Source organism: Citrobacter sp. Cpo037, from assembly GCF_030332945.1.
GTDB classification, from domain to species: Bacteria; Pseudomonadota; Gammaproteobacteria; order Enterobacterales; family Enterobacteriaceae; genus Citrobacter; species Citrobacter portucalensis.
Window position 1 is genome coordinate 273,664 of sequence record NZ_JAOWGW010000080.1, and the last position, 26,794, is coordinate 300,457.

Sequence of the window (26,794 nt, forward strand, 5' to 3'; positions counted from 1 at the left end):
CTTAACGCTTTTGCCGTCAGCCCCATTATTGCTGGGTTTTCACTTCTGGCACACTTTATGCTTTAACAACCCGTCGCTACGACAAATCGTAGTCCGCGGTGCTTATCGCGTGGCTGCGTCTACAATTCGCGCTATTTCAGCATTTAACAGGTCTGTTATTGATGAAAAAAATCACCAGTGTTTGCCCATACTGTGGGGCCGGGTGCAAGCTCAAGCTTGTTGTCGAAAATAACAAAATCATCCGTGCCGAAGCCGCAGAGGGTGTAACGAACCAAAATCAGTTATGCCTGAAAGGCTATTATGGTTGGGACTTTCTTAACGACACTCGCCTCCTGACTCCCCGTCTGACTCGCCCGATGATCCGTTATGAAAAAGGTGGCAAATTCACGCCCGTTAGCTGGGATGAAGCCATTCGTTACACCGCAAAACGCCTGTCTGAAATCAAAAAAACCTATGGTCCTCGCGCCATCATGACCACCGGCTCCTCCCGGGGAACCGGAAATGAAACTAACTACGTGATGCAAAAATTCGCACGTGGTGTACTTCATACCAATAATGTCGATTGTTGTGCCCGCGTCTGTCACGGTCCTTCTGTTGCCGGGTTACAAGAAACGTTAGGCAATGGCGCCATGAGCAATTCCATCAGCGACATTGAAAACTCAAAATGTCTGCTGATCTTTGGTTATAACTGCGCCGACTCGCACCCAATCGTAGCCCGCCGGGTAATTAAAGCTCGCCAGAACGGCGCAAAAATCATTGTCTGCGACCCACGTCGTATTGAAACCGCTCGTATTGCTGACCAACATTTGCAGTTGAAAAACGGTTGCAACATGGCTCTGGTTAATGCCTTTGGTCATGTTCTTATCGAAGAGCAACTCTACGATCGCGAGTATGTGCAAAAGCATGCGGAAGGGCTGGAAACATACTGGGAAACCGTTAAAGACTATGCGCCTGAAGCGGTTGAACATTTGACCGGCGTTCCCGCACAGCAGGTTCGTCAGGCAATGCGTACATTTGCCGCAGCACCATCGGCAACCGTAATGTGGGGGATGGGCGTCACTCAGTTTGGTCAGGCTGTTGATGTGGTTCGCGGTTTATCGAGCCTGGCGTTGTTGACCGGGAATCTGGGTCGCCCTAACGTCGGCGTTGGTCCGGTGCGCGGGCAAAATAACGTGCAGGGTGCGTGCGATATGGGGGTACTACCTAACCAGTTCCCGGGATATCAGGACGTGACCGATTCCGCAGTCAGGGAAAAATTCGCCAGCGCATGGGGCATTGACGTTAATCAGATGGATGACAAGGTTGGAACGCGCATCACTGAAGTTCCACACCTGGCTATCGAAGGCAAAATAAAAGCCTACTACATCATGGGAGAGGATCCGCTGCAAACCGAGGCCGACCTGGGCCTGGTCCGCGAAGGGTTTAACGCGCTCGATTTTATCGTCGTGCAAGACATCTTCATGACTAAGACAGCGGAAATGGCCGATGTTCTCCTGCCCGCCACCTCATGGGGCGAACATGGCGGCGTCTTTACCTGCGCCGATCGCGGCTTCCAGCGTTTTGAGAAAGCGATTGAACCCACCGCTTATGTAAAACGTGACTGGGAGATCATCAGCCTTTTGGCCAGCGAAATGGGCTATCCAATGCAGTATCAAAATAACCAGCAAATCTGGGATGAGATGCGCGAGCTGTGCCCACTGTTCTACGGCGTGACCTATGAGAAAATGGGGGAAATGGGGCATGTTCAGTGGCCATGCCCGGATCTCGATAGTCCTGGTACGCCATACCTTTACGCACACAGCCAGTTTGATACCGCCAACGGCAAAGGCAAACTGTTTGCCGCACCGTGGCGAGCGCCCGCAGAAGTTCCGGATGACAATTATCCGCTGGTACTGTGTACCGTGCGTGAGGTTGGGCATTACTCCTGTCGCTCTATGACCGGTAACTGCGCAGCGTTACAAGCGTTGGCTGATGAACCAGGATATGTGCAAATCAATACCCATGATGCCGAAAAACTCGGTATCCGTCATCGTGATCTGGTGTGGGTCAGCTCGCGTCGGGGTAAGGTCATCAGCCGTGCGGATGTATCCGAGCGCATCAATTCCGGAACGGTTTATATGACCTATCAATGGTGGATTGGTGCATGCAACGAGTTGACCCAGGATAACCTCGATCCAATCTCGAAAACGCCGGAAACCAAATATTGTGCCATAAATATCGAGCACATTAGCGATCAGAGATGGGCTGAAAAGTATGCCGCTCAATCGTATAGCGACATGAAATCACGCTTATGTGAGGCCATTGCGTAATTCCCCACCATCGCCACCTGAGTCTGGTTACCCAGACTCAGGTCTTATCTCATTACTTTACCAGGTGAGGTTCACTGAAACGGATGGAGGCAGATTCCTCCTGCATATCCCGCTGCATAAAACCGAGGTTCATCAGAAACAGGCCAGCCATAAACGGCAGTTCGTACAATTCTTCAATCATATCGCCATATTGGGCATTGTGCAGGAAGATGGGAGCCAGCAGACGATGATGCTCTACCGTATCAGAAATCAAAAATGCGCAGGCGGTGATCGCCAGCAGCCAGAGCGGTAGCGGTTCATTACGCACGCGTCGGACAATATCCAGGCGTAAGCGCTTCGACAACAGCACCGGCAGAATAATCATGGAAATCATTACAACAGAGATAGCTCTGAACAGAAGTTTAGGCTGCTCCGGGAAATAGTCGCGGCCCCAACTGGTGCTTCTCCCCAGCAATACCAACCACCACGCGGCTGCCCAAAGCCAAAATTGCTTCTCGCCTTCAGGGCGTGATAAAGGCCGGATATAGCCAAGGGTAAATACCGCACCAAACAGTAGCCATAGCGCCTGCCCATTTTCGATCCATCTGACGACAGTGCCGTTAAGCAGCGGAAGATTCCAGTTCGCGGTGAACGGGATCGCCACAATGACCAGTCCTAGAATAAGTGTGGGGAATGTAATTTGGGTATTCAGTTTCATAAGCGCGATGTTCTGTATTGTTACTTTTTTGCGATCATAACTCCTGTGAATGATCGACAATTAGCATTCAATGCGGATTTCTTAAGGTATTCTTAAGGAATCTTTTTTCGGACATCACTACGTTCAACACAAATAAAATAACCGCACAGCGCCGTCAAAACGAAGTGCGGTTAGTACATTAAAATTCTTTGTATTCAATCAGTAAGAGTATTTAATACCTACCATCCGCAGACTTCATGCTCATTCTCGGTATCGTACGAACGAACGGTATTGACCAAGTCTTTGACCACTTCTGCTGCCACATCCGGCACCAGTAATGTCATCGGCGCTTCTGTTTCATAATCAACAGAAACACCGTTGCTGTTATTGGTCACGGTTACGGTATAGGTTGCTTTGCCCATGATTTACTCCTTGCCGGTGCGCACGACTTTTCGTTGATTTACACTCTCCATCAGAACTTCCGGGGCAACGAAAAAATCGATATTAAAGTAAGTGTCGTCGGTCATCACTTCGATGTTATGCCATTTTTCCGGCGGAAAAACGCCAAACTGACCGGCTTCAATAACCATCACCTCTACTGGCTCCGGACTGTGTTCATCGGCGTATCCGAGATATTTGACCGCCCCCTGCATAACCGAAAGTCGTGGATAAACCCCAGCACGAGTTCCTTTATCAAGGTGGCGTTCGAAAATTCCGGCAGGCGCGGTTTCTTTGTTCCAGAATGGTGTAGAGCGTGTATGGATATGATTCTGTGGAATTTGAAGCATTTTTCTTCCCTTTTCCAGTCGACAACCAGCGAGTCTTATTGAATCGCTGCTGTACACAGGGTACGCCTCAAAATATACATTTAAAATACCATTTATTGGTTATAACCCTACAATTATAAATGAAAAGCAAAGCGTCATATTGAAGGCCCGCCGCAACCAGCGGGCCAATGGCATCACGACTGAAGCGTGGCCAGACGAGCGGCAAAACCAACGAAAATTAGGCCGATTAGGGAATTACCCACTTTGGCCAGTTTTTTCTTCGTGCGAATATACTGCGTCACAAACGCGCCGGAGAAAATAAGGAAGCTCAGATAGAAAAAGCTCACTACTTCAAGCGTAATGGCCAAAATAAAGAATGACAGCCCTGAGTGCGGTGCATTGACATCAATAAACTGCACAAAGAACGAAACATAAAACAAAATAGCTTTGGGATTCGTCAGGCTCAGAATTAATGCTCGCTTAAAAATAGCGCCAAACGGGACTTCCTCAGGTGCGGCGTCGCTTGCTTTCGATTTCAGTGTCGCATACAGGATCTTCGCACCTAGGTACAGCAGATAAAACGCGCCAAGATAGCGAACGATATTGAACAAAACAGGCGTTGTTTTGATCAATGCGGCAACACCGGCATAGGCCAAAAACATCAGCACGGCATCACCGATAAACACACCGCTTGCGGCGAGATACCCCCCCTTCACTCCCCGACCGACGCTGTTCTTCAACACAAATATCGTATTTGGCCCCGGTACCAACACGATAAAAATGGCTCCCACCAGATACGTCCAGTAATTCAGAACTCCATACTCTGCGAACACGTTAACCTCTTCCTGAAAAAACACATGCACTTGCTGCGATACAATATGCTAACGAATGCATCGGGTGATGGAAAGAAAAGGTTATGAATTAAAAAACCCGCCACTGGTGACGGGTGTGTACAGATAAGGTTAGCCCGGATTAATGGTGCAGCATCTCATCCACAACCTCTTCTCCCTTCAACTGATAAGGGTAATAGGTAGGCCAGTTTTCCATCTCTTCAAGCAAGGCTGCCTGCGAGGTATTTCCCATAAAGATATGGAAGTGGCTCGATTTACGCGGCGCGATAATATGATCGCTAAATTGCACATATTTTGGCGCTTTGCTGTCAGCAGCTTTACACTCAAACAGATACCGTACACCTTTCTTGCCTGATTTATAATTCAGGATCTTATATCCGGCGTAGTCGTATTTACATGATGCAACCTGATTCCCGGTATGAAACTCCATCACGCCATTTTCAATACCGATAGTGTCTACGTTGGTTGCATAGCCTGTACGGTAATACGCTTTGATTTGTTCTGCCGTTTTGCTTTTATCTTTCTCCGCTTTCTTTTTGAACACCGGATCAAGCTCGCCGCTGACCAGATACGGATAGACAGATTGCCACATGCCATCCCAGTCGGTCAGCGCCCTGTTCTGCACCTGGTTGTCATCAAATACCCCTTCAGACGCCTTTTGTTCTGCTTCACTCATTGGCGCACCATGGGAATGATGACCATGCGCCAGAACCGAACTACTGACTAAAAGCATCCCCAGAGCGATTGTCAGTTTCTTAAAACGAATAGCCAAAATTTCACCCTCAAATCAATTGCGAGTAAAATGTTATAATATAACATCACATTTAAATCAACGGCGTTGTGAAACATTTAACCGCTCTGGTGCGCGATTTTCCAACGGCTGTCAAAATGGGCCTGATACTGCGCAACAACGGCAGGTTCGTCACGAATAACTAACACATTTTCAGAGTTAGCAAATTCTGCGGATTTGGCAAAGTTGAACGAACCGGTTTCCAGCGTGTCGCCATCAATAATCATTACCTTGTCATGCTGGATGTGGTAGTGACCATCCAGTTGAACATCAACCCCATTCGCGGCAGCAAAAGCGATGGCCTTCTGGCTCACCTTACCCTGGTTTCGTTTCTTATCGATAACAGCCCGAACCACAACGCCTCTCTTTTCAGCGTTGACCAATGCCTGAACAATATCTGCAGACTGAAATGAATAAGCCATCATATCGATGCTGTGCTGCGCATGGTTGATTGAATCCAGCACTAAAGCCCGAGCCGATCCTTCCGGTGAAAAACCCACCTGAATGGAAGCATGTGCTGCAAAAGCACCCGCCCCGTACATTAGCGCAGCCACAGCGATAGTTTTTACGATCACGTTAGTTATTTGCCTGAAATGCGAAAGAGACCTAAGAGAGTAGCGCTCGCGTGCAGATCTGATCAAGCAGTGCCTGCTGATGACTGATAATGAGCATACCCAATGGCCGACGCTGAGATTCTTCAAGCAGCAGCGCCCAGATATCCCGTTGAATAGAAGGATCAAGCTGGGCAGTAATTTCATCGGCAATAAGAAAACGTGTCCGCGGGTCCAGCGCGCGAAGTAAAGCAATTCGCGCCAGTTCACCACCAGAAAGTTGTCCAGGACGGCGGGTTAACCACTCTGGATTGATGTGAAGACGGGTAAGCATTGCAGCATCCGGTCGCCATGCATCATACACCGCATCACCGGTGCTGCGTCGGGGGTTAAAAGTTAATTCCGGATGCTGTGGCACCAGTTGCACCGGGCAATACTGGTGCATCGGCAAAGGTTGGTCATCAACCAGAATGTCACCGGAAGTTGGTTTCTGCCAGCCCGCCAGCACGCGTCCCAGCGTCGTTTTGCCAGTTCCACTGGGCGCACAAATCCCAATACGTTCTCCAGGGCGTAGAGAAAAGGTCAGATTTTGCCACAGAACCTTTTCCCCCTGACGGATTGTTACATCACGACAGCACAGCATCGCGCTCTCCAAAAAGTTGATTTCTTTCAGGCAGCGCCCGCCATTGTCGTTGCAGGTGTTCGCTAATCTCTCCGCGTAACAGCTGTTCCCGGCTGACGTTATCCGACACCCTTCCCTGATGCAGAGCGACAATACGATCCGCATGGCGGGCCGCCAGCGTGAGGTCATGCGTTACCCATAAAACGCCAGCCCCTTGCTCACATTGCTCACGCAACTGTTCAAGCAGTTGATTAGCGAGAGGTGCATCAAGCCAGGCGGTAATTTCATCCGCCAGAATATAGCGAGCCTGACTCAGAGACGCGTGACAGGCCAGAACACGTTTTGCCATACCGCCTGAAAGCTGACGCGGAAAAGCATCTAATACGCGACTTTCCAGTCGGCTACGCTGGAGCAATCGTTCAATTTTTCCGGCATTCCATTGCTGGTCAGAAAGCTGGCATGCCCTGCGCAGATGCTTTTCAATCGAGAGCAGCGGGTTAAGTGCCTGAATACCTTGCGGGACGTAGCTAAAGGTATTGCCACGACATTTGCGAATGTCATCACTGTCCAGCGTTTTACCTTCCAGGGTAATAACGCCGTTGAAACGCAAATTGTCTGGTAAGAGATCGAGCAGACATTGCAGCAATAGGCTTTTACCTTCTCCACTTCCTCCAACTAGCGCCACCATCTGACCAGGCGCTACGTCGAAAGAGATATCCTGCAACAGCGAAGACCAGTTTTTCGCGCCGTACCAGCGATAACGCGCCACGTCCAGTGAGACCTGCCTTAAACTCAACATGCGTCACCTCGTAACCATAAACGATGCACCGCCCTTGCGAGCTGATCGAATAACATCACCAGACTGAACAGCATCAGTCCAGGAAACAGTACTAACCACCAGTCGCCATGACTGATAAACCTCAGCGCATCCGCCAGCAGCAGGCCCAGCGACGGTTCATGCGGTGCCAGTCCAAAACCGAGGAAGCTTAACGCCGCGCTGTGCAACACTGCATGGGGAAACATCAGCAATGTTCCCGTTAGCCACTGGGGTAACAACGCCGGTAGATAGTGATGCCGCCAGCAGTAAAAATGACCGTGCCCCAGACGCCAGGTCAACATCAGATAGTCACTGTGGGCCACGCGCTGCGCTTCAGCACGCAGGATTAGCGCCAGACGCGGCCAGTGCGTTAGTGCAACCGCCATGATTACCCCGTTTTTCCCGCCGCCCAGCGTAAAACAGATCAAAATAAGCAACAGCAGATGCGGCATCGACAGCATGGCATCAGTTATAAGGCGCATAAGCACATCCAGACGCGGATGTATGCGCGAAACCGCCGCCATCATTAACGCAATCAAGCCACTGCACAACGCCGCACCAATACCAATTTGCAGACTGGTGAGTGCCCCCTGAAAACAACGGATCCACAGATCGCGACCAAGATTATCGGTGCCAAACCAATACATCGCATCAGGTGGAAGATGACGGGCAAGCAGATTAACGCTCAACGGGTTATCCAGCATTGCGGCACCATATACTGCAATGAATAACAGGCAGCTGAAAGAGAACAAAAGACGAATTAGCGTCGGCGTCGGGTTATAGAGCATCAGGTCGCTCCAGAGCACGGTTCAACATACGGACAAGCCAGGTAGACAGCGAATTGCCAATGAACACCAGTACGGTACTGAACAACACAATCCCCATCAGTAACGGCAGATCGCCGCGTAATCCGGCATCAATGGTGGCCTGCCCCAGTCCTGGATACGCGAAGACTTTTTCGGCCAATAGTGCACCTCCCAGCAGTTCTCCCAGTGAGGCAAACTGCAAACACAGCGCAGGCGTAATTGCATGACGCAGAACCTGATGGCGTAACAGTGACCAGCCTTTATCTCCCTGGGAACGTGCAAAACGGACAAATTCGCTTTTCATTACGCTGGCGATGCTTTCCCGCGTATGAAGCGTAATTTGTCCCAGTCCCAGCAAACTGAGCGCGCAAACGGGAAGCACCAGATGGCGCAGACGCTCGGTCAGCATGGCCATATCGCCGCTGTTACCCGGTTCCCATGCGCAGCAGACCGGAAATACCGGCCAGCGCACGGCAAATAACGCCAGCAGCAACATACCAATCCAGAAGGTCGGCAACGAGGAGAGCAGATAGCTGAGGCGACAGATTGCTTTGTCCGGCCAGCGATTCAGGTAGCGACCCGCGACAAACCCCATTGCCGTTCCCAATATGCCGGAGAGTAGCCACGCGCCGCCAAGCAGCGCAAACGAGGTGGAAAAGCGTTCCTTGATCACGCTGGCAACCGGCGCATTAAACAACATGGAATAGCCGAGATCGCCCTGCAATACCCGTAAAAACCAGTGACCAAAACGCTCCCATAGCGGCTGGTCCAATCCCCAGCGAGCAGCAATGCGTGCATATTGCTCCGGCGGCACATGCAGGAGATCGTTGCCAATATAAGCGCGAATCGGATCGACTGGAGAAAAGCTGAGCAGCACAAAAGTGCCAGCCGCAACCAGCACTAATAACACTATCAGCCGTAGAAAATGGCCCACAACAGACTTCATCAACGGCAGGTCCAGGTCCATTCGTCCAGATTATTGAGCAGTGACCAGCTACCGTGAATCTCCGGTGCGCCTTTGCCTAAATCAATACACGGATTTGCCAGGTAGGTGTGCTGAATATTCAGCAGCCATGCCCAGGCAGCATCGCCTTGCACGCCAGCCCCTTGCTTGCCATCCCACTCCACCTGTTGCCAGAAAGGCAACGCCTTTTGCCAGTCTGGGGCGTCGATAGCCTGTTTAAGATGCTGTTCAACAACAGGATTGCTGTAATAGCCTGGGTTGTAATATTCCACGCCCGCGGCCTGATTACTGTAATGATGGAAAAGCTCCATCGGATCCAGGCTTCCCCAACCAAATAGTGTCGGGTTCGCATGCATGTGACGCTCAACAGTTTCCCAGCTTCCGGACTGTAGTGATACCTGAATTCCCAACGGTTCCAGCATCGCACGTACGGCCTCAGCTAAATCCCGGCGCGTACTGTCACCGCTGGCGTACCATAAAGTCAGTCGAGCCTCTTTGCCGTCTTTCACTCGCACGCCATCTTTACCTACCTTCCAGCCGGCTTCTTCCAGAATCGTACGTGCTTTTTCGCTATCACCATCTTTGAACGCAACGGATTGCCCCTGCCATGGCAGCCCCTGCACTGCGCTATACGCAGGAATCGCATGACCTTCCATGACCTGATCGGCAAGCTGCTTACGGTCGATGGCATAGTTGATGGCGCGCCTGATGGCAACATCGGCCGTGATATCGTTCCCAATCGGATAGCCATTGGCATCTTTTTTACCTGCAGGAACCATCGGGAACACAATGCCCCGATTTTCCACGCTATCGCGTACCCAAAGTTTCAAATTTGTCTGCTGAGGAGCGACCGCCATCGACGGCGCGATACGTACGAGTCCCAGTTGGCCACTGCGCGCTGCGGCATAAGCGTTATCTTCATCAAGGAAGACAAACACCAGCTTACTAAAATCATTTTTCTTACCGGCATACCAGGGGTTAGCCTCCACGATCAACTGCTGTCCCGGCTGAAAACTCACCAGCCGATAAGGACCCGCGCCAATCGGATTTTTGGCAAATGTTTTTTCGTCATACCGTTTCGCCGGAACAATACCCAAAGAACCCAACACATTCACAAAGGTGCTCTGTGGGCTATTTAGCGTAATTTCTACCGTACGGTTATCTTTCAGGCTGGCATGGGTGAAGTTTCCCATGTCGATTTTGCCGCCGCTTTTTGCTGCTTTGTTATAGGTGAACACAACATCTTCAGCGGTTAGCGGGGAACCATCCGAGAATTTAAGGTCAGGTTTTAACGTCAACGTCCAGGTTTTGCCGTCTGCGCTGGTCTCTACTTTTTCCGTCAGCAGGTTTCCCCAGCTCATATCTGCATTTTGTTTTAATAATGGTGCATGCAAAAGCAAATAGCTGCCATGACTCCAGCCCAGCATCGGGTCAAACCCTTCCGTTGGTTCTGGGCCAATTGCCAGTTTTAACGTCTGCCCTTCGTTCGCATTTTGCGCGGCAAGAAGTGGTGAAGTTAATGCGAGAGTCAATGCGCACGTAAGCAGTGCCTGCTTGCCTTTGATCATTATGTTATCCAGATTTACGTTATTTTTATGCCGCATAACGATTTACCGTCGTTAAGCAGTCTCCTGGGGAAGGGATTATGGCGGACAGAAATGATGAAAAAAATGATGCGGCGCAGAAAAGTATGACGATTTTCTAAAATTATCATACTTTTTTCTGATACTCCGTTATGAGTACGATGTGAATCTCAGAAAATAGGTTAATCCCTCGCCATTTATTCACAGGAATATTAATCCCGAACTAATAATTGCCTGTGCGGACTATTGGCCCTTCCTGCTAATTCCTTTTCTAAAACTCATGACAATTTATGTATATTTATTCAAGAAAAACACCAGAAGTGACAAGTTATGTAAATTTGTAATGATAATTATTTGTATTATCATTTCCATCAATTATCTTACTGCCTTTGAATTTTTAACAAAGGAAGTTTGACTATGCGTTTAAAACCTGTTGCCTCTGTCGTTCTGTCCTGTTTAGGATTTTCCAGCCCCCTGGTATTTGCTGAAGATGTCATGGTGGTAACCGCTTCCGGTTATGAAAAGAAAATCACCAATGCCGCCGCCAGCGTCTCTGTTATTTCTCAGCAAGAGTTACAAACCAATAAATATAATGATTTAGGTGAAGCCCTGCGTTCTGTTGAAGGGGTAGATGTTGAAAGCAGCACCGGTAAAACCGGCGGTCTGGAGATCAGCATCCGTGGCATGCCTGCCAGCTATACCTTGATCCTGATTGACGGTATTCGTCAAAACGGCAGCAGCGACGTAACGCCAAACGGTTTCTCTGCCATGAATACCAGCTTTATGCCCCCACTGGCGGCGATCGATCATATTGAGGTGATCCGCGGCCCGATGTCGACGCTTTATGGGTCCGACGCAATCGGTGGCGTGGTGAATATCATCACCAAAAAAAGCACCGATAAATGGAGCACTTCCATCAATACCGGCGTTAACCTGCAAGAGAGTAATAAATGGGGTAACAGTACGGTCGCCAACTTCTGGTCAAGCGGCCCGTTGATTGCGGGCGTATTGGATATGCAGGTTCGGGGGAGCACAACCCAGCGTCAGGGTTCCAGCGTCACCTCCCTCAGCGATACCTCCTCCACCCGCGTACCTTATCCTACCGAGTCGGAAAACTATAATATTGGCACGCGTCTCGACTGGAAAACCAACGAGAACAATACGTTATGGTTAGATCTCGACTCCGCCAGACAGCGCTATGACAACGATGACGGGCAGTTGGGCAACCTGACAGGGGGGTATGATAAAACGCTACGCTATGAGCGTAACAAAGTGACCCTCGGCCACGATACAGCCTTAACGTTCGGCACCTGGAAATCCTCCCTCGGCTGGAATGAAACCGAAAACAAAGGCCGGCAATTGGTATCTTCCGCACTCACGCCAGAGAACGCAGGCCGGGCCGGTGACGCGCGTGAACTGAAGAACACCAACGTCATTCTTGACTCAGTGCTGCTGACGCCATTAGGTGATTCACACCTCTTAACCCTTGGCGGAGAATACTGGGATGCACGGATGAAAGATGGTGTGGTACTGGCCAATACCGGCGAGACGTTCCATCAAAAAACGTGGGCAGCTTATGCGGAAGATGAATGGCATATTCTCGACTCGCTGGCCTTAACCGCAGGAACACGCTATGAGCATAACGATGTCTTTGGCGGTCATCTCAGCCCGCGTGCCTATATGGTCTGGGACGTTTCCGACGCCTGGACGCTCAAAGGCGGCGTAACGACAGGTTATAAAGCACCATCACTAAGCCAGTTGCATAACGGGATCAGCGGTGTAACCGCACAGGGAACGGTGAATACGGTCGGTAACCCGGACCTCAAACCTGAGGAAAGTATCAGCTACGAAACCGGGCTGTATTACGAGAACGACGCCGGGCTTAACGCCAACATTACCGGCTTCTATACCGAATACAAAAATAAAATTGTCTCATATTCTATCGATGATAATACCAACAGCTATACCAACAGCGGCAAGGCAAGGACCGATGGCGTTGAATTTGCCAGCACCTTCCCTCTATGGTCGGATGTGCTGACCTTATCTCTCAACTACACCTACACTCAGAGCAAGCAAAAAGATGGTGACAATAAAGGCGCGCCATTAAGTTACACACCAAAACATATGGCTAACGCCCGTCTGAACTGGCAGGCAACGGAAGATATGAACGCCTGGCTCAGCGCACGTTATCGCGGCAAAGCCCCACGCTTTACCGAAAATTACGACAACCTTAGTGCGGTACAAAAGGCCGTCTATGACGATAAAGGCGCTGATTTAAAAGCCTGGACCGTTGTCGACATGGGGATGTCTTATAAGCTGACCAAAGATCTGACGCTTAATACGGCGGTTAATAACGTGCTGGATAAAGACTTTAGTGAGGTCAAATTGTACCAGGTGGGCCGCAATAGCACCTACGCAGGTGATTATTATCAGACTGCACAATCCACTACCGGATACGTAAACCCTGGTCGTAACTACTGGGTATCTTTAAATTATCAGTTCTAATTTTATAAGATCCTGCTGGTCGGGGCACACTAATACCCCGACCAGCAGAATATTATTGAGAGAAGACACAAGATATAATCATCATCTTATTTTAACATATAAGAATATTTAAACAATTAATACAGAAATACCCCTTCCTGCACCATTAGATATAATGCCAAAACAATAATCCCGACGATACCGCCTAAAAACAGGACTGCGGCAATCGCAAGCTGATTGCGATTTGTGTTCTTCGCTTTGCTTCGCACATCCAACTTATTTTTCGCCGCTTTGTGACTTGAATCACGCTCCATCGCGAATGTTATATCTGCCATACCATTATCCAGTTGCTGTATATGAAAACACAAATAACCACCACATCGATAAGGGTATAGATTTTAAATAACAGAATCCGAGATTTGCCTCACGATAAAGATAATCGTCGGATTTTTGCTACCGAAGCAGATTTCATGCTCACTTTTCATCAATTAGGTTATCTTGTATTTATTCGACAAAAACCTTCACTTTAGGCTTTGACAGCAGAATCATGACGAACTCAGTGAAGGTTACTGGTTTATAGAAATAGTACCCTTGCAGGAAAACAATGTTGTTTTTGTTGAGATAATCAAGCTGAGCCTTCGTTTCAACCCCTTCAGCAACGATGCTTAAAGACAGCTTGCGCGCCAAATCGAGAACACAATCCAAAATTCGGGTTGAATCGGGAAGCTCATTTACCCTTCCCACAAAGCTCTGATCGATTTTAATGTAATCAATGTGCATGTCATGCAAATAAGAAAGCCCAGAATAGCCCGTACCAAAATCATCCAGCGCAATCACAAAGCCATTCTCATGCAGGATATTGAGCCTCTGCACAAGATCTTCATCCACATCTAACGGCTCGCGCTCAGTAACTTCGATTACCAGATTGAGGTCATCGCGGTTAAAGCTATCCCTGTAATGCAGGCACTCCTGCACGAATGTAGGGGATGTGAGATGGGATGCGCTGAAGTTAATGCCGACATGGAAGCCGGATGGCAGTTTGCTGGCAATGGCGTTCATGTTTTCCGCGACCTGCCTCATCAGGCTTTGAGTTAGTGGCACTATCAGGCCTGATTTTTCAGCGACGGGAATGAAGGAAGCTGGAGAGATATATCCGGCTTTTGGATGTTTCCATCGGGCCAGCACTTCAACACCGCGTAACGTCCCCTCGCGACCATTTACGATAGGTTGATAAAAAGGCACGATCTCTCCTTTTACTATCGCCCTGCGCAACGTTTCTTCAGGGGTATCGTTCTTGTTCAGATACTTATCAATGGCATAAGCGGCTGCAAAAGACATTAACAGGATAAAAACCAGAATCCCTGAACCCTGTGTAACCAGCTTTTTTGCACTAAACAGTGGCGGTTTATTATAAATAATACTGAACGGATACTTTGCGGAATTAAGTTGACCAGACGCACGTGCGCTTGTTGTAACGGTTTTCACATCGCCCAATAAACCAAGTACGTTGTCACCCACCAGCAATGAGTATGCTACTCCCTTTAACGGAACTTTCAGAGCCCCTCGAATATGCACCCCACTAATAGTGACAATAATACGACTGGTTTGAAAACGAGTTTGATACAGCAGAACAGGTATCTCGTTTTCCGTATTTCTTGCGGGAGTCAGCAACAGATTTGTATCAGCAATTACGGGGATTTGCTTAAGTAAAATCCTATTCCCCGGCAATGACGTACACCAAACCTTCCCCTGCCGGATAATGATCAGCGTTCGTAAATGAGGGCGAAGTGCAGCTTCGGTTCCAAGTTGGTATTGTCCCTCCAGATCACATTTTTTTTCAGCAATATGCCTTGCGGTACGGGTTGCCTGGAAAGCTTCATCAAGTATGTTATCCATATTTTTAACAGCATATCGGGCTCCTCCAAGGGTTTCTGTCGAAGATGAATACCAAAGCTGCATATTAAGAATAAAAACACCGATCAAAAAAAGACACACCGCAGCGGTTACCGGTAAAAGTGCTTTGCGCATTCTCATGTCCTGTAGCGAAAACTGATCAGTCGTTGCGATGAGCATTGACATGTTCTAATTTATCTCTACAGAGCATGGTAGACAGAAACAAAAGTCGCCATGCGTCGAATCACATTTCCAAAACCAAAACATAACAAATTAATTTTTAAATAAAATTATCCTTGAAGAGATCAAGACAATAGTGACATCCCTCTTTCCAATTTTGTTATCATATACATGTACTAATAAGAGGTAAGAAAATGAAAATCTTTATCACAGACAATGACGGTAACCTCATTCCTGTTGACGGGAAAAGCGTCGTGATCGAATTGAATAGTGGCGGAACCATCGAGATCGCCGAGGAGTACAGCCGGGACGATGTTCCTGAAGGCATTAATCTGTGGGGCGGACGAGAACCCTCCCCTTCACTCTCTTTCGAGGAAATCAAAGCCAGAACAGAAGGCCTGGGCGTTTATCCCATAGCAGCAAACGCTCTGCATGTATTTCCGTACAAACTTTCAGCAAAAAAATAATTGCATGCACCAAGTGCGCACGCGTATATGGGCTGCGCGCAATTACTCTCATGGCTCCGCTGTCCGTACCAAAAGGTCAGACCAGATTGAAGTGATAAAACCGATCGTGCACACTACACGCTCTCATGACTAACAATAGGTTATAATCCTGATGGATCAGGTTGACGTTCTTGAAAAGATGTTTGAGCAAGTGAGAAAGGAACATAACTTTCCGTGGTTTTACTCTGAACTGAAACGCCAGAATATTGCTTATTATATTTACTACCTGGCTACTGATAACATTAGAGTTGTTACAGAAAATGATGAAGTAATATTAATAAGAGGGAAAAGAGACTTATTGAAAGTCAGCACAAACAAGAACCCGGAACAAGTAAAAAAAGCAGCCCAGATTCATTATTCCGGGAAATCCACATTTCGCGAATATACTGCAACACTTATCAATGCTGGCGTTTTCCGATGGGTTACGGATGTCAATGATAACAAACGGCATTACTACTCTGTTGACGATACGCTTTTATACATGGAAGATGTTGAGAACAATAATCCATTAATATAATGATAGTTGAACTAGTAGCCCGGTTTCTTCCACTCAGCACCGTAGAAGCAGGCATAAGGGACAAACCCGCATGAAAGATCACCACATCGGGCTACAGTCATAGTTAATACGGAACACTGCGGCGACATGACGCATGATAATGTCACTGTACTGTGCTTAATTGATTGGACACCCAGGTAAAAGAAATCCGCAATTAAGCTGGCTAAGTTAATTCAGGCATTGCGTCCTGATGTACTCCTGCAGACAGTTATCTTCGCCGTGTTCTTACCTACCATGTCGACGTAGTAACCTCTGCACCAGAACTTCCTGTTCCTGTATTTAAACTTCATATCACTAAACTGCTCATACAATATCAGACTGCTTTTACCTTTCAGATACCCCATAAAGCCGGATACGCTCATTTTGGGCTGGATTTCCACAAGCATATGGATATGATCTGCACAGCATTCAGCTTCCAGGATCCGCACGCTTTTCCGTTCACACAGCTTTCTTAAGATGCTGCCTATCGCCCTACGTTTCTATCCGTAGAATGTTTGTCTTCGGTATTTGGGCGCAAAAACTATATGATATTTACAGTTCCATCGGGTGTTCGCTAAGCTCTTTTCGCCCCCCATTGGGAACCCCTTTTGATTTCTTGTTTAACCCTTGCAGTTGCCAGACCGCAAGGTGTTTTAACAAATCAAAAGGGATATTAATAACTGGCCCAAAGCTGAAAGCTTTCCGGAATCCCCAGCCTAACTGGGATTTTCTGTGCACAAAAAAACGGGAACCTCTCGGCTCCCGTTCTCATACAACCCAGTATCTGGATTACATGTTTTCGATGATCGCGTCACCAAACTCACTACATTTCAGCAGCTTAGCGCCATCCATCAGACGTTCGAAATCATAGGTTACGGTCTTGGCGTTGATTGCGCCTTCCATACCTTTAACAATCAGGTCAGCCGCTTCAACCCAACCCATGTGGCGCAGCATCATTTCAGCAGACAGAATGATGGAACCTGGGTTCACTTTATCCTGACCTGCATACTTCGGTGCAGTACCGTGGGTTGCTTCGAACAGAGCGCATTCGTCACCGATGTTTGCACCCGGCGCGATACCAATACCACCAACCTGTGCGGCCAGCGCATCGGAGATGTAGTCACCGTTCAGGTTCATACAGGCAATCACGTCATACTCAGCCGGACGCAGCAGGATCTGTTGCAGGAACGCATCGGCGATAACGTCCTTAACCACGATCTCTTTACCGGTTTTCGGGTTCTTGATTTTCACCCATGGACCGCCGTCGATCAGTTCACCACCGAATTCTTCACGCGCTAACTGGTAACCCCAGTCTTTGAACGCGCCTTCGGTGAACTTCATGATGTTGCCTTTGTGTACCAGGGTAACTGAATCACGATCGTTGGCGATGGCGTATTCAATCGCTGCACGCACCAGACGTTTAGTCCCTTCTTCAGAACACGGTTTGATACCAATGCCGCAATGTTCCGGGAAGCGGATTTTCTTCACGCCCATCTCTTCGCGCAGGAATTTAATCACTTTCTCAGCATCGGCAGAGTCAGCTTTCCACTCGATACCCGCGTAGATATCTTCGGAGTTTTCGCGGAAGATGACCATGTCGGTCAGTTCAGGGTGTTTAACCGGGCTTGGTGTGCCCTGATAATAACGCACCGGACGCAGGCAGACATACAGGTCAAGTTCCTGACGCAGAGCTACGTTCAGAGAGCGAATACCGCCGCCAACAGGGGTGGTCAGAGGGCCTTTAATGGCAACACGATATTCACGAATCAGATCTAAGGTTTCAGCAGGCAGCCAGACGTCCTGGCCATAAACCTGAGTGGATTTCTCGCCGGTGTAGATTTCCATCCAGGAGATTTTACGCTCGCCTTTATAGGCTTTCTCGACAGCAGCATCGACAACTTTGATCATCGGTGGGGTTACATCAACGCCGATACCGTCGCCTTCAATGAACGGGATAATCGGATTTTCAGGAACGTTGAGTTTGCCGTTTTGCAGGGTGATCTTCTTACCTTCCGCCGGAACAACTACTTTGCTTTCCATTCACCTCTCCTTCGAGCGCTTCTGGTTCTGCTCGTCTGTCATCACGCTGCATGTGCGTTTGCGTCCTGCTACACGGATGCGTTAGAGCAACTTTTTGTTAATGATTTGTAATGAGCGTGTCAATACTACCCTATTGTTCGCCGCCATGAAAGACACTCGTTCTTAGGCTATAATGCGGCAATTGATATAATCTGAAAATACCATGCAAAAAACTTCTTTTAGAAATCACCAGGTTGAGCGATTCAGCTCACGACAAGTCACTAAGCAGCGTAAAGAAAACCAGCCAAAACGCGTGGTTTTGTTCAATAAACCCTACGATGTTTTGCCACAATTTACTGACGAGGCTGGCAGAAGCACGTTAAAAGATTTTATTCCCGTGCCGGGAATTTATGCGGCGGGCCGACTCGACCGGGACAGCGAAGGGCTTTTGGTGCTAACCAATGACGGCGCGCTGCAGGCGCGGTTAACGCAACCCGGTAAGCGTACCGGGAAAATTTATTACGTCCAGGTTGAAGGCGAGCCGACAGCAGAAGCGCTGGACGCCCTGCGTAACGGAGTAACGCTCAATGATGGCCCCACGCTACCCGCAGGCATTGAAGTAGTAGAGGAACCCGTATGGCTGTGGCCGAGAAATCCGCCGATTCGGGAACGGAAAAACATTCCCACCAGCTGGTTGAAAGTTACCTTATATGAAGGTCGCAACCGTCAGGTACGTCGTATGACAGCGCATGTTGGATTTCCTACGCTGCGCCTCATCCGCTATGCCATGGGGGATTACACGCTGGAAAATCTTGCTAACGGCGAGTGGCGGGAACTGAAATCGTAACCGTACGGTTTAACGTGAGTGTTAACAGGGAAGAATGAAAAAAATGGATAAGCAGCTTTTTGCAGCATTCATCCTGCTCGGCACGTCACCGTTTTGTTCAGCAAAACTGGACTGTGAGACGATTGCCGGAACAGCAGCCGGAGAGGCAAACTATCTTTATGAGTCTGCCAAAGTAAAAACCGACTCACGCCTGCATTTCTATTCTGCACCAGCAACAGAGTGTCAACTCCCCGCGTTCATGGTCAATGGCGACACCGTCGAGGTGCTCAGGAGTTCACCGCGCTACAAAAGCACGGGCATGCTTTCCAAAGATGAACCTTATCGTTACGTACGTTATCGGGACGCTAAAGGAACCTTCGCCACCGGCTGGGTCTCGGTAGTTGGGTTAACGCCGTTATCCAGTCCGCTTGCAGTAAGCGCGTCTTGCCAGACATGGGCAAATAAAGCGATGTCGCAGCGCGGGTTCTTACCCTCCTCCTCCGCAAACCACTATCAGGTAACAGGAGACACCCGCGCATGGTTCTATGCGATGCCAACCGAACAGTGTCGCAGCCCGTCCGTATTTTTAGTGCCCGGCGACCTCGTCTCTGTACAAGAACAATCCAACGATGATTTTATGGAAGCGGTCTATTACACCACCGATCGCCAAATCATACGCGGCTGGTTAAAAAAGTCGCAGTTACAGGCTATAAACATCGGTGACCACTATCGCGGCGACATCAACCCGCAGTCGACAGACAAAGCAACAAGAGTCGCCACCCTTGGGCTACGTCACGACCACCAATGTATCTTTTATGAAAGCTGGAATGCTAAAAAGGCCATTGAGATTATCGTGCGCGAGGATCATCAAACCGCATCGTGCCGTGGAGGGGCCGACCCACAAACGTCACCTCCCGTGGCTTATATCAGTATCGACAAGGCCAGCGGTGAAATTAGCTGGCCTGATGTTACCGAAGGATTTGCTGAGGAATAAGGGGAAAACATGTTCAAACCGCACGTCACGGTCGCCTGCATTGTGCATGCAGAAGATAAATTCTTAGTCGTTGAAGAAACGATCAATGGCAAAGCCTTGTGGAATCAGCCTGCAGGACACCTGGAAGCCGATGAAACGCTGGTGCAAGCCGCAGCACGCGAACTGTGGGAAGAAACGGGCATAAAAGCGCAGCCGCAGCATTTCATTCGTATGCATCAATGGATTGCGCCGGACAGAACGCCCTTTTTGCGTTTTCTTTTCTCTATCGAGCTTGCCAATATGTGCGCTACAGAACCCCATGACAGCGATATAGATTGCTGTCGTTGGGTCAGTGCAGAAGACATTTTCTCTGCGCCAAACCTGCGTTCGCCGTTGGTTGCAGAGAGTATTCGCTGTTATCAGAGCGGACAGCGCTACCCACTGGCCATGATCGGCGAATTTAACTGGCCGTTTACAGAGGGTGTCAAGTAAAGGGCTGCGTGCTAGAATATGCCGCCTTGAAGTTCAATGTCGTGAGTATTCCTATGTCTGAAAGCCCAAAAAAAGTGATCGTCGGCATGTCCGGCGGTGTCGATTCCTCCGTTTCTGCCTGGCTGTTACAACAACAGGGCTATCAGGTAGAAGGCCTGTTCATGAAGAACTGGGAAGAGGACGATGGCGAGGAATACTGCACAGCGGCCGCCGACCTTGCGGATGCGCAGGCTGTCTGTGACAAACTCGGCATTGAACTGCATACCGTCAACTTTGCCGCAGAATACTGGGACAACGTCTTTGAACTGTTCCTTGAAGAGTACAAAGCGGGCCGTACGCCGAACCCGGATATTCTGTGCAATAAAGAAATTAAGTTTAAAGCCTTCCTTGAGTTTGCCGCAGAAGATTTAGGTGCCGATTACATCGCCACCGGTCACTACGTGCGTCGCGCGGATGTCGACGGCAAAAGCCGCCTGCTGCGTGGGCTCGATGGCAATAAAGACCAGAGTTATTTCCTCTATACGCTCGGCCATGAGCAAATCGCGCAAAGCCTGTTCCCGGTCGGTGAACTGGAAAAACCGCAGGTGCGTAAAATTGCCGAAGATCTTGGTCTGATTACGGCCAAGAAAAAAGACTCCACCGGCATCTGCTTCATTGGCGAACGTAAGTTCCGCGAGTTTCTTGGTCGTTACCTGCCGGCTCAGCCAGGCAAAATCATCACCGTTGACGGCGAAGAGATTGGCCAGCATCAGGGGCTGATGTACCACACTCTGGGTCAGCGTAAAGGTCTGGGTATTGGCGGAACGAAAGAAGGGACAGAAGATCCATGGTATGTGGTGGATAAAGACGTTGAGAACAACATTCTGGTTGTCGCTCAGGGTCATGAACATCCACGTCTGATGTCCGTTGGGCTGGTGGCGCAACAGCTGCATTGGGTCGATCGCGAACCGTTCACCGGCACCATGCGCTGCACGGTGAAAACCCGCTATCGTCAGACCGACATTCCGTGCACCGTTAAGGCACTGGATGCTGAGCGTATTGAAGTCATTTTCGACGAGCCAGTCGCGGCGGTCACGCCGGGTCAGTCGGCTGTCTTTTACAATGGCGAAGTGTGCCTCGGCGGCGGCATTATCGAACAACGATTGCCTCTGCCGGTATAATTACTTACACATTTGATACAAGGAAGCAGTGAACGTGGCAAAGAATTATTATGACATCACCCTCGCCCTGGCAGGCATTTGTCAGTCGGCACGCCTGGTGCAGGAACTGGCGCACCAGGGGCATTGTGATGCCGATGCATTACACGTTTCACTGAACAGTGTCATCGACATGAATCCCAGCTCTACGCTGGGCGTGTTTGGCGGCAGCGAAGCCAATCTGCGTCTTGGCCTTGAAACGCTGCTTGGCGTACTGAACGCCAGCAGTCGTCAGGGACTGAACGCGGAACTCACCCGCTATACGCTAAGCCTGATGGTGCTGGAGCGTAAGCTGTCAGCGGCCAAGGGCGCTATGGACACGCTGGGAGACCGTATTAGCGGCTTGCAGCGCCAACTAGACCATTTTGATTTGCAGTCAGAAACGTTGATGAGTGCGATGGCTGGTATTTATGTTGACGTCATCAGCCCACTCGGCCCGCGTATTCAGGTCACGGGTTCCCCGGCCATCCTTCAGAGCCCACAGGTACAGGCTAAAGTACGCGCTTCGCTGCTGGCTGGCATCCGTGCTGCCGTGCTCTGGCATCAGGTTGGTGGAGGCCGTCTGCAACTCATGTTTTCTCGTAATCGCCTGACGACTCAGGCAAAACAAATTCTTGCTCATTTAACCCCGGAGTTGTGATCTATGGAATTATCCTCACTGACCGCCGTTTCCCCTGTCGATGGACGCTACGGCGATAAAGTCAGCGCGCTGCGCGGGATTTTCAGCGAATACGGTTTGCTGAAATTCCGCGTACAGGTTGAAGTACGCTGGCTGCAAAAACTGGCCGCGCACGCAGCGATCAAGGAAGTTCCTGCTTTTGCTGCCGACGCAATCGGTTTCCTTGATGCGATCGTCGCTAACTTCAATGAAGAAGATGCTGCGCGCATCAAAACCATTGAGCGTACGACCAACCATGATGTGAAGGCAGTTGAGTATTTCCTGAAAGAGAAAGTGGCGGATATCCCGGAACTGCACGCTGTTTCCGAATTTATCCACTTTGCGTGTACTTCAGAAGACATCAACAACCTGTCTCACGCGCTGATGTTGAAAACCGCACGCGACGAAGTGGTTCTGCCGTACTGGCGTAAGCTTATCGACGCGGTGAAAGATCTGTCTGTACAGTATCGCGATATTCCTCTGCTCTCCCGTACCCACGGTCAGCCAGCCACCCCTTCTACGCTAGGCAAAGAAATGGCTAACGTGGCTTACCGTATGGAGCGTCAGTATCGTCAGCTCAACCAGGTTGAAATTCTTGGTAAGATCAATGGTGCAGTCGGTAACTATAACGCCCACATCGCCGCTTACCCGGAAGTTGACTGGCATCAGTTCAGCGAAGAGTTTGTCACCTCGCTGGGCATCCAGTGGAACCCGTACACCACGCAGATTGAGCCGCACGACTACATTGCCGAGCTGTTTGACTGCATCGCCCGTTTCAACACCATCCTGATCGACTTTGACCGCGATGTCTGGGGTTACGTGGCGCTGAACCATTTCAAACAGAAAACCATCGCGGGTGAAATCGGCTCTTCCACCATGCCGCACAAAGTTAACCCCATCGATTTCGAAAACTCCGAGGGTAACCTGGGTCTGTCTAACGCGGTTCTGCAGCACCTGGCGAGCAAACTGCCGGTCTCCCGCTGGCAGCGTGACCTGACTGACTCTACCGTTCTGCGTAACCTGGGCGTAGGTATTGGCTATGCGCTGATCGCGTATCAGTCCACGCTGAAAGGCGTGAGCAAACTGGAAGTGAACCGCGATCATCTGCTGGATGAACTGGATCATAACTGGGAAGTTCTGGCAGAGCCGATTCAGACCGTGATGCGTCGCTACGGTATTGAGAAGCCGTACGAGAAACTGAAAGAGCTGACCCGCGGTAAGCGCGTTGACGCCGAAGGTATGAAGCAGTTTATCGACGGTCTGGCGCTGCCGGAAGAAGAGAAAACTCGCCTGAAAGCAATGACGCCTGCCAATTATATTGGTCGCGCCATCACCATGGTTGATGAACTGAAGTAATCTGTTTGATGCCGGAGCGTGCTTGAGCCTGTTCCGGTCTTCCGTTCATATCATAGTAAGCCGGAAAGCATCAGCGCTTCCGGCTTTTTTATTGTCCGCGAGATTATCCCTTCCCCCGGTTTATTAAATGTTTATCCCCACAGCCACATAATCAGCGTTAGACTATAAAATTGATTTTGTAAATTCAGAAAATACAGTTAATTATCATAAAATCAATCAGTTAATAAAAAACCGTCTTGGACAATTGCGGGCAATATGAGTCATTTCATCGCCCCAAATCATGCCCCAAACTAATTTTTGCCCCCAAATTTGCCCCCAAAAAAAGTAAAAATGGGTAGTGGTCTATCGGCCATGTAGCAACCTCGAGAAGCTAAAAGCCATAATGGAATATTGGTGGTGTGGAGCTTCAAATCCGTAAGCGTCAAGTCACTGCCGCCTGTGATTCCAGTCCCGGGATCGCTAGCTTAGAGCTCCGTCTAATTTAGAAGGAGCTCTGTTTATGGAAAATGCTGCCAACTGGCGAACTGAATCGCGTACCGTCTATTCCAGTGACTTCAAACTTCGGATGGTCGAACTGGCTTCACGACCAGATGCCAACGTCGCACAACTGGCGCGGGAACATGGCGTTGATAATAATCTCATTTTTAAGTGGCTACGCCTCTGGCAGAGAGAGGGGCGAATCTCTCGTCGAATGCCTGCAACTATCGTGGGGCCGGTGGTACCTCAATCTCTTCCGGCTTCTCCGACTCTGTTGTCCGTCGACGTTATCAACGACCCGTTGCCCGCCGCAGAGAATGACACTCTGTGTACGTTCTCCTCCGCTCACGCCAGCGCCACTTCCTGTCATGTTGAGTTCCGCCACGGCAAAATGACGCTGGAGAACCCGTCGTCAGAGTTGCTGACTGTGCTGATCCGCGAACTGACCGGGAGGACACAATGATATCCCTCCCGTCAGGCACCCGCATCTGGCTGGTCGCCGGGGCCACGGATATGCGTAAATCCTTCAACGGGCTGGGCGAACAGATACACCACGTTCTGGATGAGGATCCCTTCTCCGGCCATCTGTTTATCTTCCGGGGACGCCGTGGCGATACCGTGAAAATACTTTGGGCTGATGCTGATGGTCTGTGCCTGTTTATCAAACGCCTGGAAGAGGGACAGTTCGTCTGGCCTGCTGTACGCGACGGCAAAATCGCGATCACCCGCTCACAACTTGCCATGCTCCTTGATAAGCTGGACTGGCGCCAGCCAAAAATATCCCGCCTTAACTCACTGACAATGTTGTAAAAAAATCATAACCGCATTATAAAAGCGGTTATGAATCACGACTATCTCGCCCGTATCGCTGCGCTGGAAGACGCGCTTCGCCAGAAAGACAGTCAGCTCAGTCTCGTTGCAGAGACTGAGTCGTTCCTGCGTTCTGCACTGGCCCGCGCAGAAGAGAAAATAGAGAACGAAGAGCGCGAGATAGAGCATCTGCGGGCACAGATAGAAAAACTGCGTCGAATGTTGTTCGGTACCCGCTCCGAAAAACTTCGCCGACAGGTTGAAGAAGCCGAAGCCCTGCTGAAACAGCAGGAGCAGCAAAGCGATCGCTACAACGGACGGGAAGACGATCCGCAGGTACCTCGCCAGTTACGTCAGTCCCGCCATCGTCGCCCGTTACCGGCACACCTTCCCCGCGAGATACATCGGCTGGATCCTGCGGAAACCAGCTGTCCGGAATGCGGCAGCGGTATGGCGTACCTCAGCGAAGTCAGCGTGGAGCAGCTGGAACTGGTCTCCAGCGCCCTGAAAGTGATCCGCACGGTCAGGGTGAAAAAGGCCTGCACCCGATGTGACTGTATCGTTGAAGCACCTGCGCCATCACGTCCCATCGATCGGGGTATCGCCGGGCCGGGTCTGCTGGCCCGCGTGTTAACGGCCAAATACTGCGAACACCTGCCGCTGTATCGCCAGTGCGAAATCTTTGCCCGTCAGGGCGTGGATCTGAGCCGGGCTCTGCTCTCCAACTGGGTGGATGCATGTTGCCGGTTAATGGCCCCGCTGGATGAGGCCCTTTACCACTACGTGATGGACTGCCACAAACTGCATACGGATGACACTCCGGTTCCGGTGCTTGCACCGGGCAGAAAGAAGACGAAAACCGGGCGTATCTGGACGTATGTACGTGACGACAGAAGCGCAGGTTCATCAGATCCGCCAGCGGCATGGTTCGCCTTCTCGCCAGACCGGCAGGGAAAACATCCTCAGCAACACCTTCGCCACTATCATGGTGTGCTGCAGGCGGATGCCTTCGCAGGCTACGATCGGTTGTTCAGTCCGGAACGTGAAGGAGGGCCGCTGACAGAAGCCGCATGTTGGGCCCATGCCCGCCGAAAAATCCATGATGTCTATATAAGCACTCACACAGCGACAGCGGAAGAAGCCCTGAAACGTATCGGTGAGCTGTACGCGATAGAAGAAGAAATACGCGGCCTCACGACAGAAGAGCGTCTGGCAGCCAGACAATCGCAAAGCAAACCACTGCTGGCATCGCTGCATGAATGGCTGGTAGAAAAAAATGAGACGCTGTCGAAAAAGTCCCGTCTGGGCGAAGCGTTCGCTTATGTCCTGAACCAGTGGGATGCGCTGTGCTACTACTGTGAAGATGGCCTGGCAGAGCCTGATAACAACGCTGCCGAACGAGCCCTTCGTGCCGTCTGTCTTGGGAAAAAGAATTTTATCTTCTTCGGCAGCGACCACGGTGGTGAGCGCGGAGCCCTGCTGTACGGACTGATCGGGACGTGCAGGCTGAATGGTATCGATCCGGAAGCCTACCTTCGCCATATCCTGAGCGTACTGCCGGAGTGGCCCAGCAACAAAGTGGCCGAACTGCTGCCATGGAACGTGGTTCTTACCGATAAATAACCGTCAATACGGCGCTCACTTAACGCTTAC

The 26,794-nt window shown here is 50.0% G+C and carries 27 protein-coding genes and 1 pseudogene; 13 read left to right on the forward strand and 15 right to left on the reverse strand.

Going from position 1 to position 26,794, the window contains the following annotated elements; genetic code table 11:
- Positions 1-161 precede the first annotated feature (161 nt).
- Positions 162-2,309 carry a formate dehydrogenase subunit alpha gene (fdhF, locus tag OGX94_RS22360; protein WP_257661655.1) on the forward strand — a complete coding sequence of 716 codons (2,148 nt, stop codon included), beginning with the start codon at positions 162-164 and terminating at the stop codon, positions 2,307-2,309.
- A gap of 52 nt (positions 2,310-2,361) precedes the next feature.
- Here fdhF and OGX94_RS22365 read toward each other — a convergent pair whose 3' ends face one another.
- From OGX94_RS22365 to OGX94_RS22415, 11 genes are all read right to left on the reverse strand, one after another.
- Positions 2,362-3,006 (reverse strand): hypothetical protein, encoded by a 645-nt coding sequence (locus tag OGX94_RS22365; protein ID WP_063941469.1) that lies wholly within the window; start codon positions 3,004-3,006, stop codon positions 2,362-2,364.
- A 218-nt stretch (positions 3,007-3,224) separates the two neighbouring features.
- Positions 3,225-3,407, reverse strand: a complete 183-nt coding sequence (locus OGX94_RS22370) for a DUF1869 domain-containing protein (RefSeq protein ID WP_003832433.1) — start codon at positions 3,405-3,407, stop codon at positions 3,225-3,227.
- A 3-nt stretch (positions 3,408-3,410) separates the two neighbouring features.
- Positions 3,411-3,773 carry a DUF1971 domain-containing protein YeaR gene (yeaR, locus tag OGX94_RS22375; RefSeq protein ID WP_126956332.1) on the reverse strand — a complete coding sequence of 121 codons (363 nt, stop codon included), beginning with the start codon at positions 3,771-3,773 and terminating at the stop codon, positions 3,411-3,413.
- Positions 3,774-3,946: 173 nt separating this feature from the next.
- Complete coding sequence (gene leuE / locus OGX94_RS22380) at positions 3,947-4,585, reverse strand: leucine efflux protein LeuE (RefSeq protein ID WP_003832429.1); 639 nt, start codon at positions 4,583-4,585, stop codon at positions 3,947-3,949.
- Positions 4,586-4,724: 139 nt separating this feature from the next.
- Positions 4,725-5,375 carry a metal-binding protein ZinT gene (gene zinT / locus OGX94_RS22385; RefSeq protein ID WP_003832427.1) on the reverse strand — a complete coding sequence of 217 codons (651 nt, stop codon included), beginning with the start codon at positions 5,373-5,375 and terminating at the stop codon, positions 4,725-4,727.
- A gap of 77 nt (positions 5,376-5,452) precedes the next feature.
- On the reverse strand, positions 5,453-5,968 hold the full coding sequence (locus OGX94_RS22390; protein ID WP_003832425.1) for a phospholipase D family nuclease: 516 nt from the start codon (positions 5,966-5,968) through the stop codon (positions 5,453-5,455).
- Positions 5,969-5,999: 31 nt separating this feature from the next.
- On the reverse strand, positions 6,000-6,587 hold the full coding sequence (locus tag OGX94_RS22395) for an ATP-binding cassette domain-containing protein (protein ID WP_003832423.1): 588 nt from the start codon (positions 6,585-6,587) through the stop codon (positions 6,000-6,002).
- Entirely contained in the window at positions 6,571-7,365 is a 795-nt protein-coding gene (locus OGX94_RS22400) for an ATP-binding cassette domain-containing protein (protein WP_003832421.1), read from the reverse strand. The genes OGX94_RS22395 and OGX94_RS22400 overlap by 17 nt, the downstream gene beginning before the upstream one ends.
- A complete protein-coding gene (locus OGX94_RS22405) occupies positions 7,359-8,171 on the reverse strand; it encodes an ABC transporter permease (RefSeq protein WP_063941466.1) in 813 nt (270 codons plus the stop codon). Before OGX94_RS22405 ends, OGX94_RS22400 begins: the two co-directional genes overlap by 7 nt.
- On the reverse strand, positions 8,161-9,135 hold the full coding sequence (locus tag OGX94_RS22410) for an ABC transporter permease (RefSeq protein WP_003832417.1): 975 nt from the start codon (positions 9,133-9,135) through the stop codon (positions 8,161-8,163). The genes OGX94_RS22405 and OGX94_RS22410 overlap by 11 nt, the downstream gene beginning before the upstream one ends.
- Positions 9,135-10,757 (reverse strand): ABC transporter substrate-binding protein, encoded by a 1,623-nt coding sequence (locus OGX94_RS22415; protein WP_257661653.1) that lies wholly within the window; start codon positions 10,755-10,757, stop codon positions 9,135-9,137. Before OGX94_RS22415 ends, OGX94_RS22410 begins: the two co-directional genes overlap by 1 nt.
- A gap of 396 nt (positions 10,758-11,153) precedes the next feature.
- Between OGX94_RS22415 and OGX94_RS22420 the strand changes: the two genes are divergently transcribed.
- A complete protein-coding gene (locus tag OGX94_RS22420) occupies positions 11,154-13,241 on the forward strand; it encodes a TonB-dependent receptor (RefSeq protein WP_003832414.1) in 2,088 nt (695 codons plus the stop codon).
- Positions 13,242-13,357: 116 nt separating this feature from the next.
- Here the strand turns inward: OGX94_RS22420 and OGX94_RS22425 are convergent, their stop codons facing one another.
- Both OGX94_RS22425 and pdeG read right to left on the reverse strand, forming a co-directional pair.
- The gene (locus OGX94_RS22425; protein WP_003832412.1) at positions 13,358-13,555 is read right to left on the reverse strand and encodes a hypothetical protein; all 198 of its coding nucleotides are present in this window, start codon (positions 13,553-13,555) and stop codon (positions 13,358-13,360) included.
- 169 nt (positions 13,556-13,724) lie between these two features.
- Positions 13,725-15,248, reverse strand: a complete 1,524-nt coding sequence (gene pdeG, locus OGX94_RS22430) for a cyclic di-3',5'-guanosine monophosphate phosphodiesterase PdeG (RefSeq protein ID WP_286569973.1) — start codon at positions 15,246-15,248, stop codon at positions 13,725-13,727.
- A gap of 239 nt (positions 15,249-15,487) precedes the next feature.
- Between pdeG and OGX94_RS22435 the strand changes: the two genes are divergently transcribed.
- Together OGX94_RS22435 and OGX94_RS22440 are read left to right on the forward strand one after the other, a co-directional pair.
- Entirely contained in the window at positions 15,488-15,760 is a 273-nt protein-coding gene (locus OGX94_RS22435) for a hypothetical protein (protein WP_008784497.1), read from the forward strand.
- Between the two features lie 151 nt (positions 15,761-15,911).
- Complete coding sequence (locus OGX94_RS22440) at positions 15,912-16,316, forward strand: DUF1398 family protein (RefSeq protein WP_063941460.1); 405 nt, start codon at positions 15,912-15,914, stop codon at positions 16,314-16,316.
- Positions 16,317-16,564: 248 nt separating this feature from the next.
- Here OGX94_RS22440 and tnpA read toward each other — a convergent pair.
- Positions 16,565-16,930: pseudogene (tnpA, locus tag OGX94_RS22445) on the reverse strand (IS200/IS605 family transposase); the annotation flags it as partial.
- A gap of 193 nt (positions 16,931-17,123) precedes the next feature.
- On the reverse strand, positions 17,124-18,374 hold the full coding sequence (icd, locus tag OGX94_RS22450) for an NADP-dependent isocitrate dehydrogenase (protein WP_003030769.1): 1,251 nt from the start codon (positions 18,372-18,374) through the stop codon (positions 17,124-17,126).
- Positions 18,375-18,576: 202 nt separating this feature from the next.
- Here icd and rluE point away from each other — a divergent pair, with 202 nt between their 5' ends.
- The 9 genes from rluE (at position 18,577) to OGX94_RS22495 (ending at position 26,764) form a co-directional block, all read left to right on the forward strand.
- Positions 18,577-19,200, forward strand: a complete 624-nt coding sequence (rluE, locus tag OGX94_RS22455; RefSeq protein WP_286569975.1) for a 23S rRNA pseudouridine(2457) synthase RluE — start codon at positions 18,577-18,579, stop codon at positions 19,198-19,200.
- Positions 19,201-19,234: 34 nt separating this feature from the next.
- Entirely contained in the window at positions 19,235-20,173 is a 939-nt protein-coding gene (locus OGX94_RS22460) for a hypothetical protein (protein WP_286569977.1), read from the forward strand.
- Between the two features lie 9 nt (positions 20,174-20,182).
- The gene (locus tag OGX94_RS22465; RefSeq protein ID WP_063941458.1) at positions 20,183-20,644 is read left to right on the forward strand and encodes an NUDIX hydrolase; all 462 of its coding nucleotides are present in this window, start codon (positions 20,183-20,185) and stop codon (positions 20,642-20,644) included.
- Between the two features lie 53 nt (positions 20,645-20,697).
- The gene (gene mnmA, locus OGX94_RS22470; protein ID WP_003832402.1) at positions 20,698-21,804 is read left to right on the forward strand and encodes a tRNA 2-thiouridine(34) synthase MnmA; all 1,107 of its coding nucleotides are present in this window, start codon (positions 20,698-20,700) and stop codon (positions 21,802-21,804) included.
- A gap of 34 nt (positions 21,805-21,838) precedes the next feature.
- Positions 21,839-22,480 carry a high frequency lysogenization protein HflD gene (gene hflD, locus OGX94_RS22475; protein WP_003832401.1) on the forward strand — a complete coding sequence of 214 codons (642 nt, stop codon included), beginning with the start codon at positions 21,839-21,841 and terminating at the stop codon, positions 22,478-22,480.
- 3 nt (positions 22,481-22,483) lie between these two features.
- The gene (gene purB / locus OGX94_RS22480; protein WP_003832400.1) at positions 22,484-23,854 is read left to right on the forward strand and encodes an adenylosuccinate lyase; all 1,371 of its coding nucleotides are present in this window, start codon (positions 22,484-22,486) and stop codon (positions 23,852-23,854) included.
- Between the two features lie 499 nt (positions 23,855-24,353).
- On the forward strand, positions 24,354-24,794 hold the full coding sequence (locus OGX94_RS22485) for a transposase (protein ID WP_004189163.1): 441 nt from the start codon (positions 24,354-24,356) through the stop codon (positions 24,792-24,794).
- Positions 24,791-25,141: an IS66 family insertion sequence element accessory protein TnpB gene (tnpB, locus tag OGX94_RS22490; protein ID WP_004189161.1), complete on the forward strand. Its 351-nt coding sequence runs from the start codon at positions 24,791-24,793 to the stop codon at positions 25,139-25,141. Before OGX94_RS22485 ends, tnpB begins: the two co-directional genes overlap by 4 nt.
- A gap of 30 nt (positions 25,142-25,171) precedes the next feature.
- Entirely contained in the window at positions 25,172-26,764 is a 1,593-nt protein-coding gene (locus OGX94_RS22495) for an IS66-like element ISKox1 family transposase (RefSeq protein WP_004902302.1), read from the forward strand.
- The last annotated feature ends 30 nt before the right edge of the window (positions 26,765-26,794 follow it).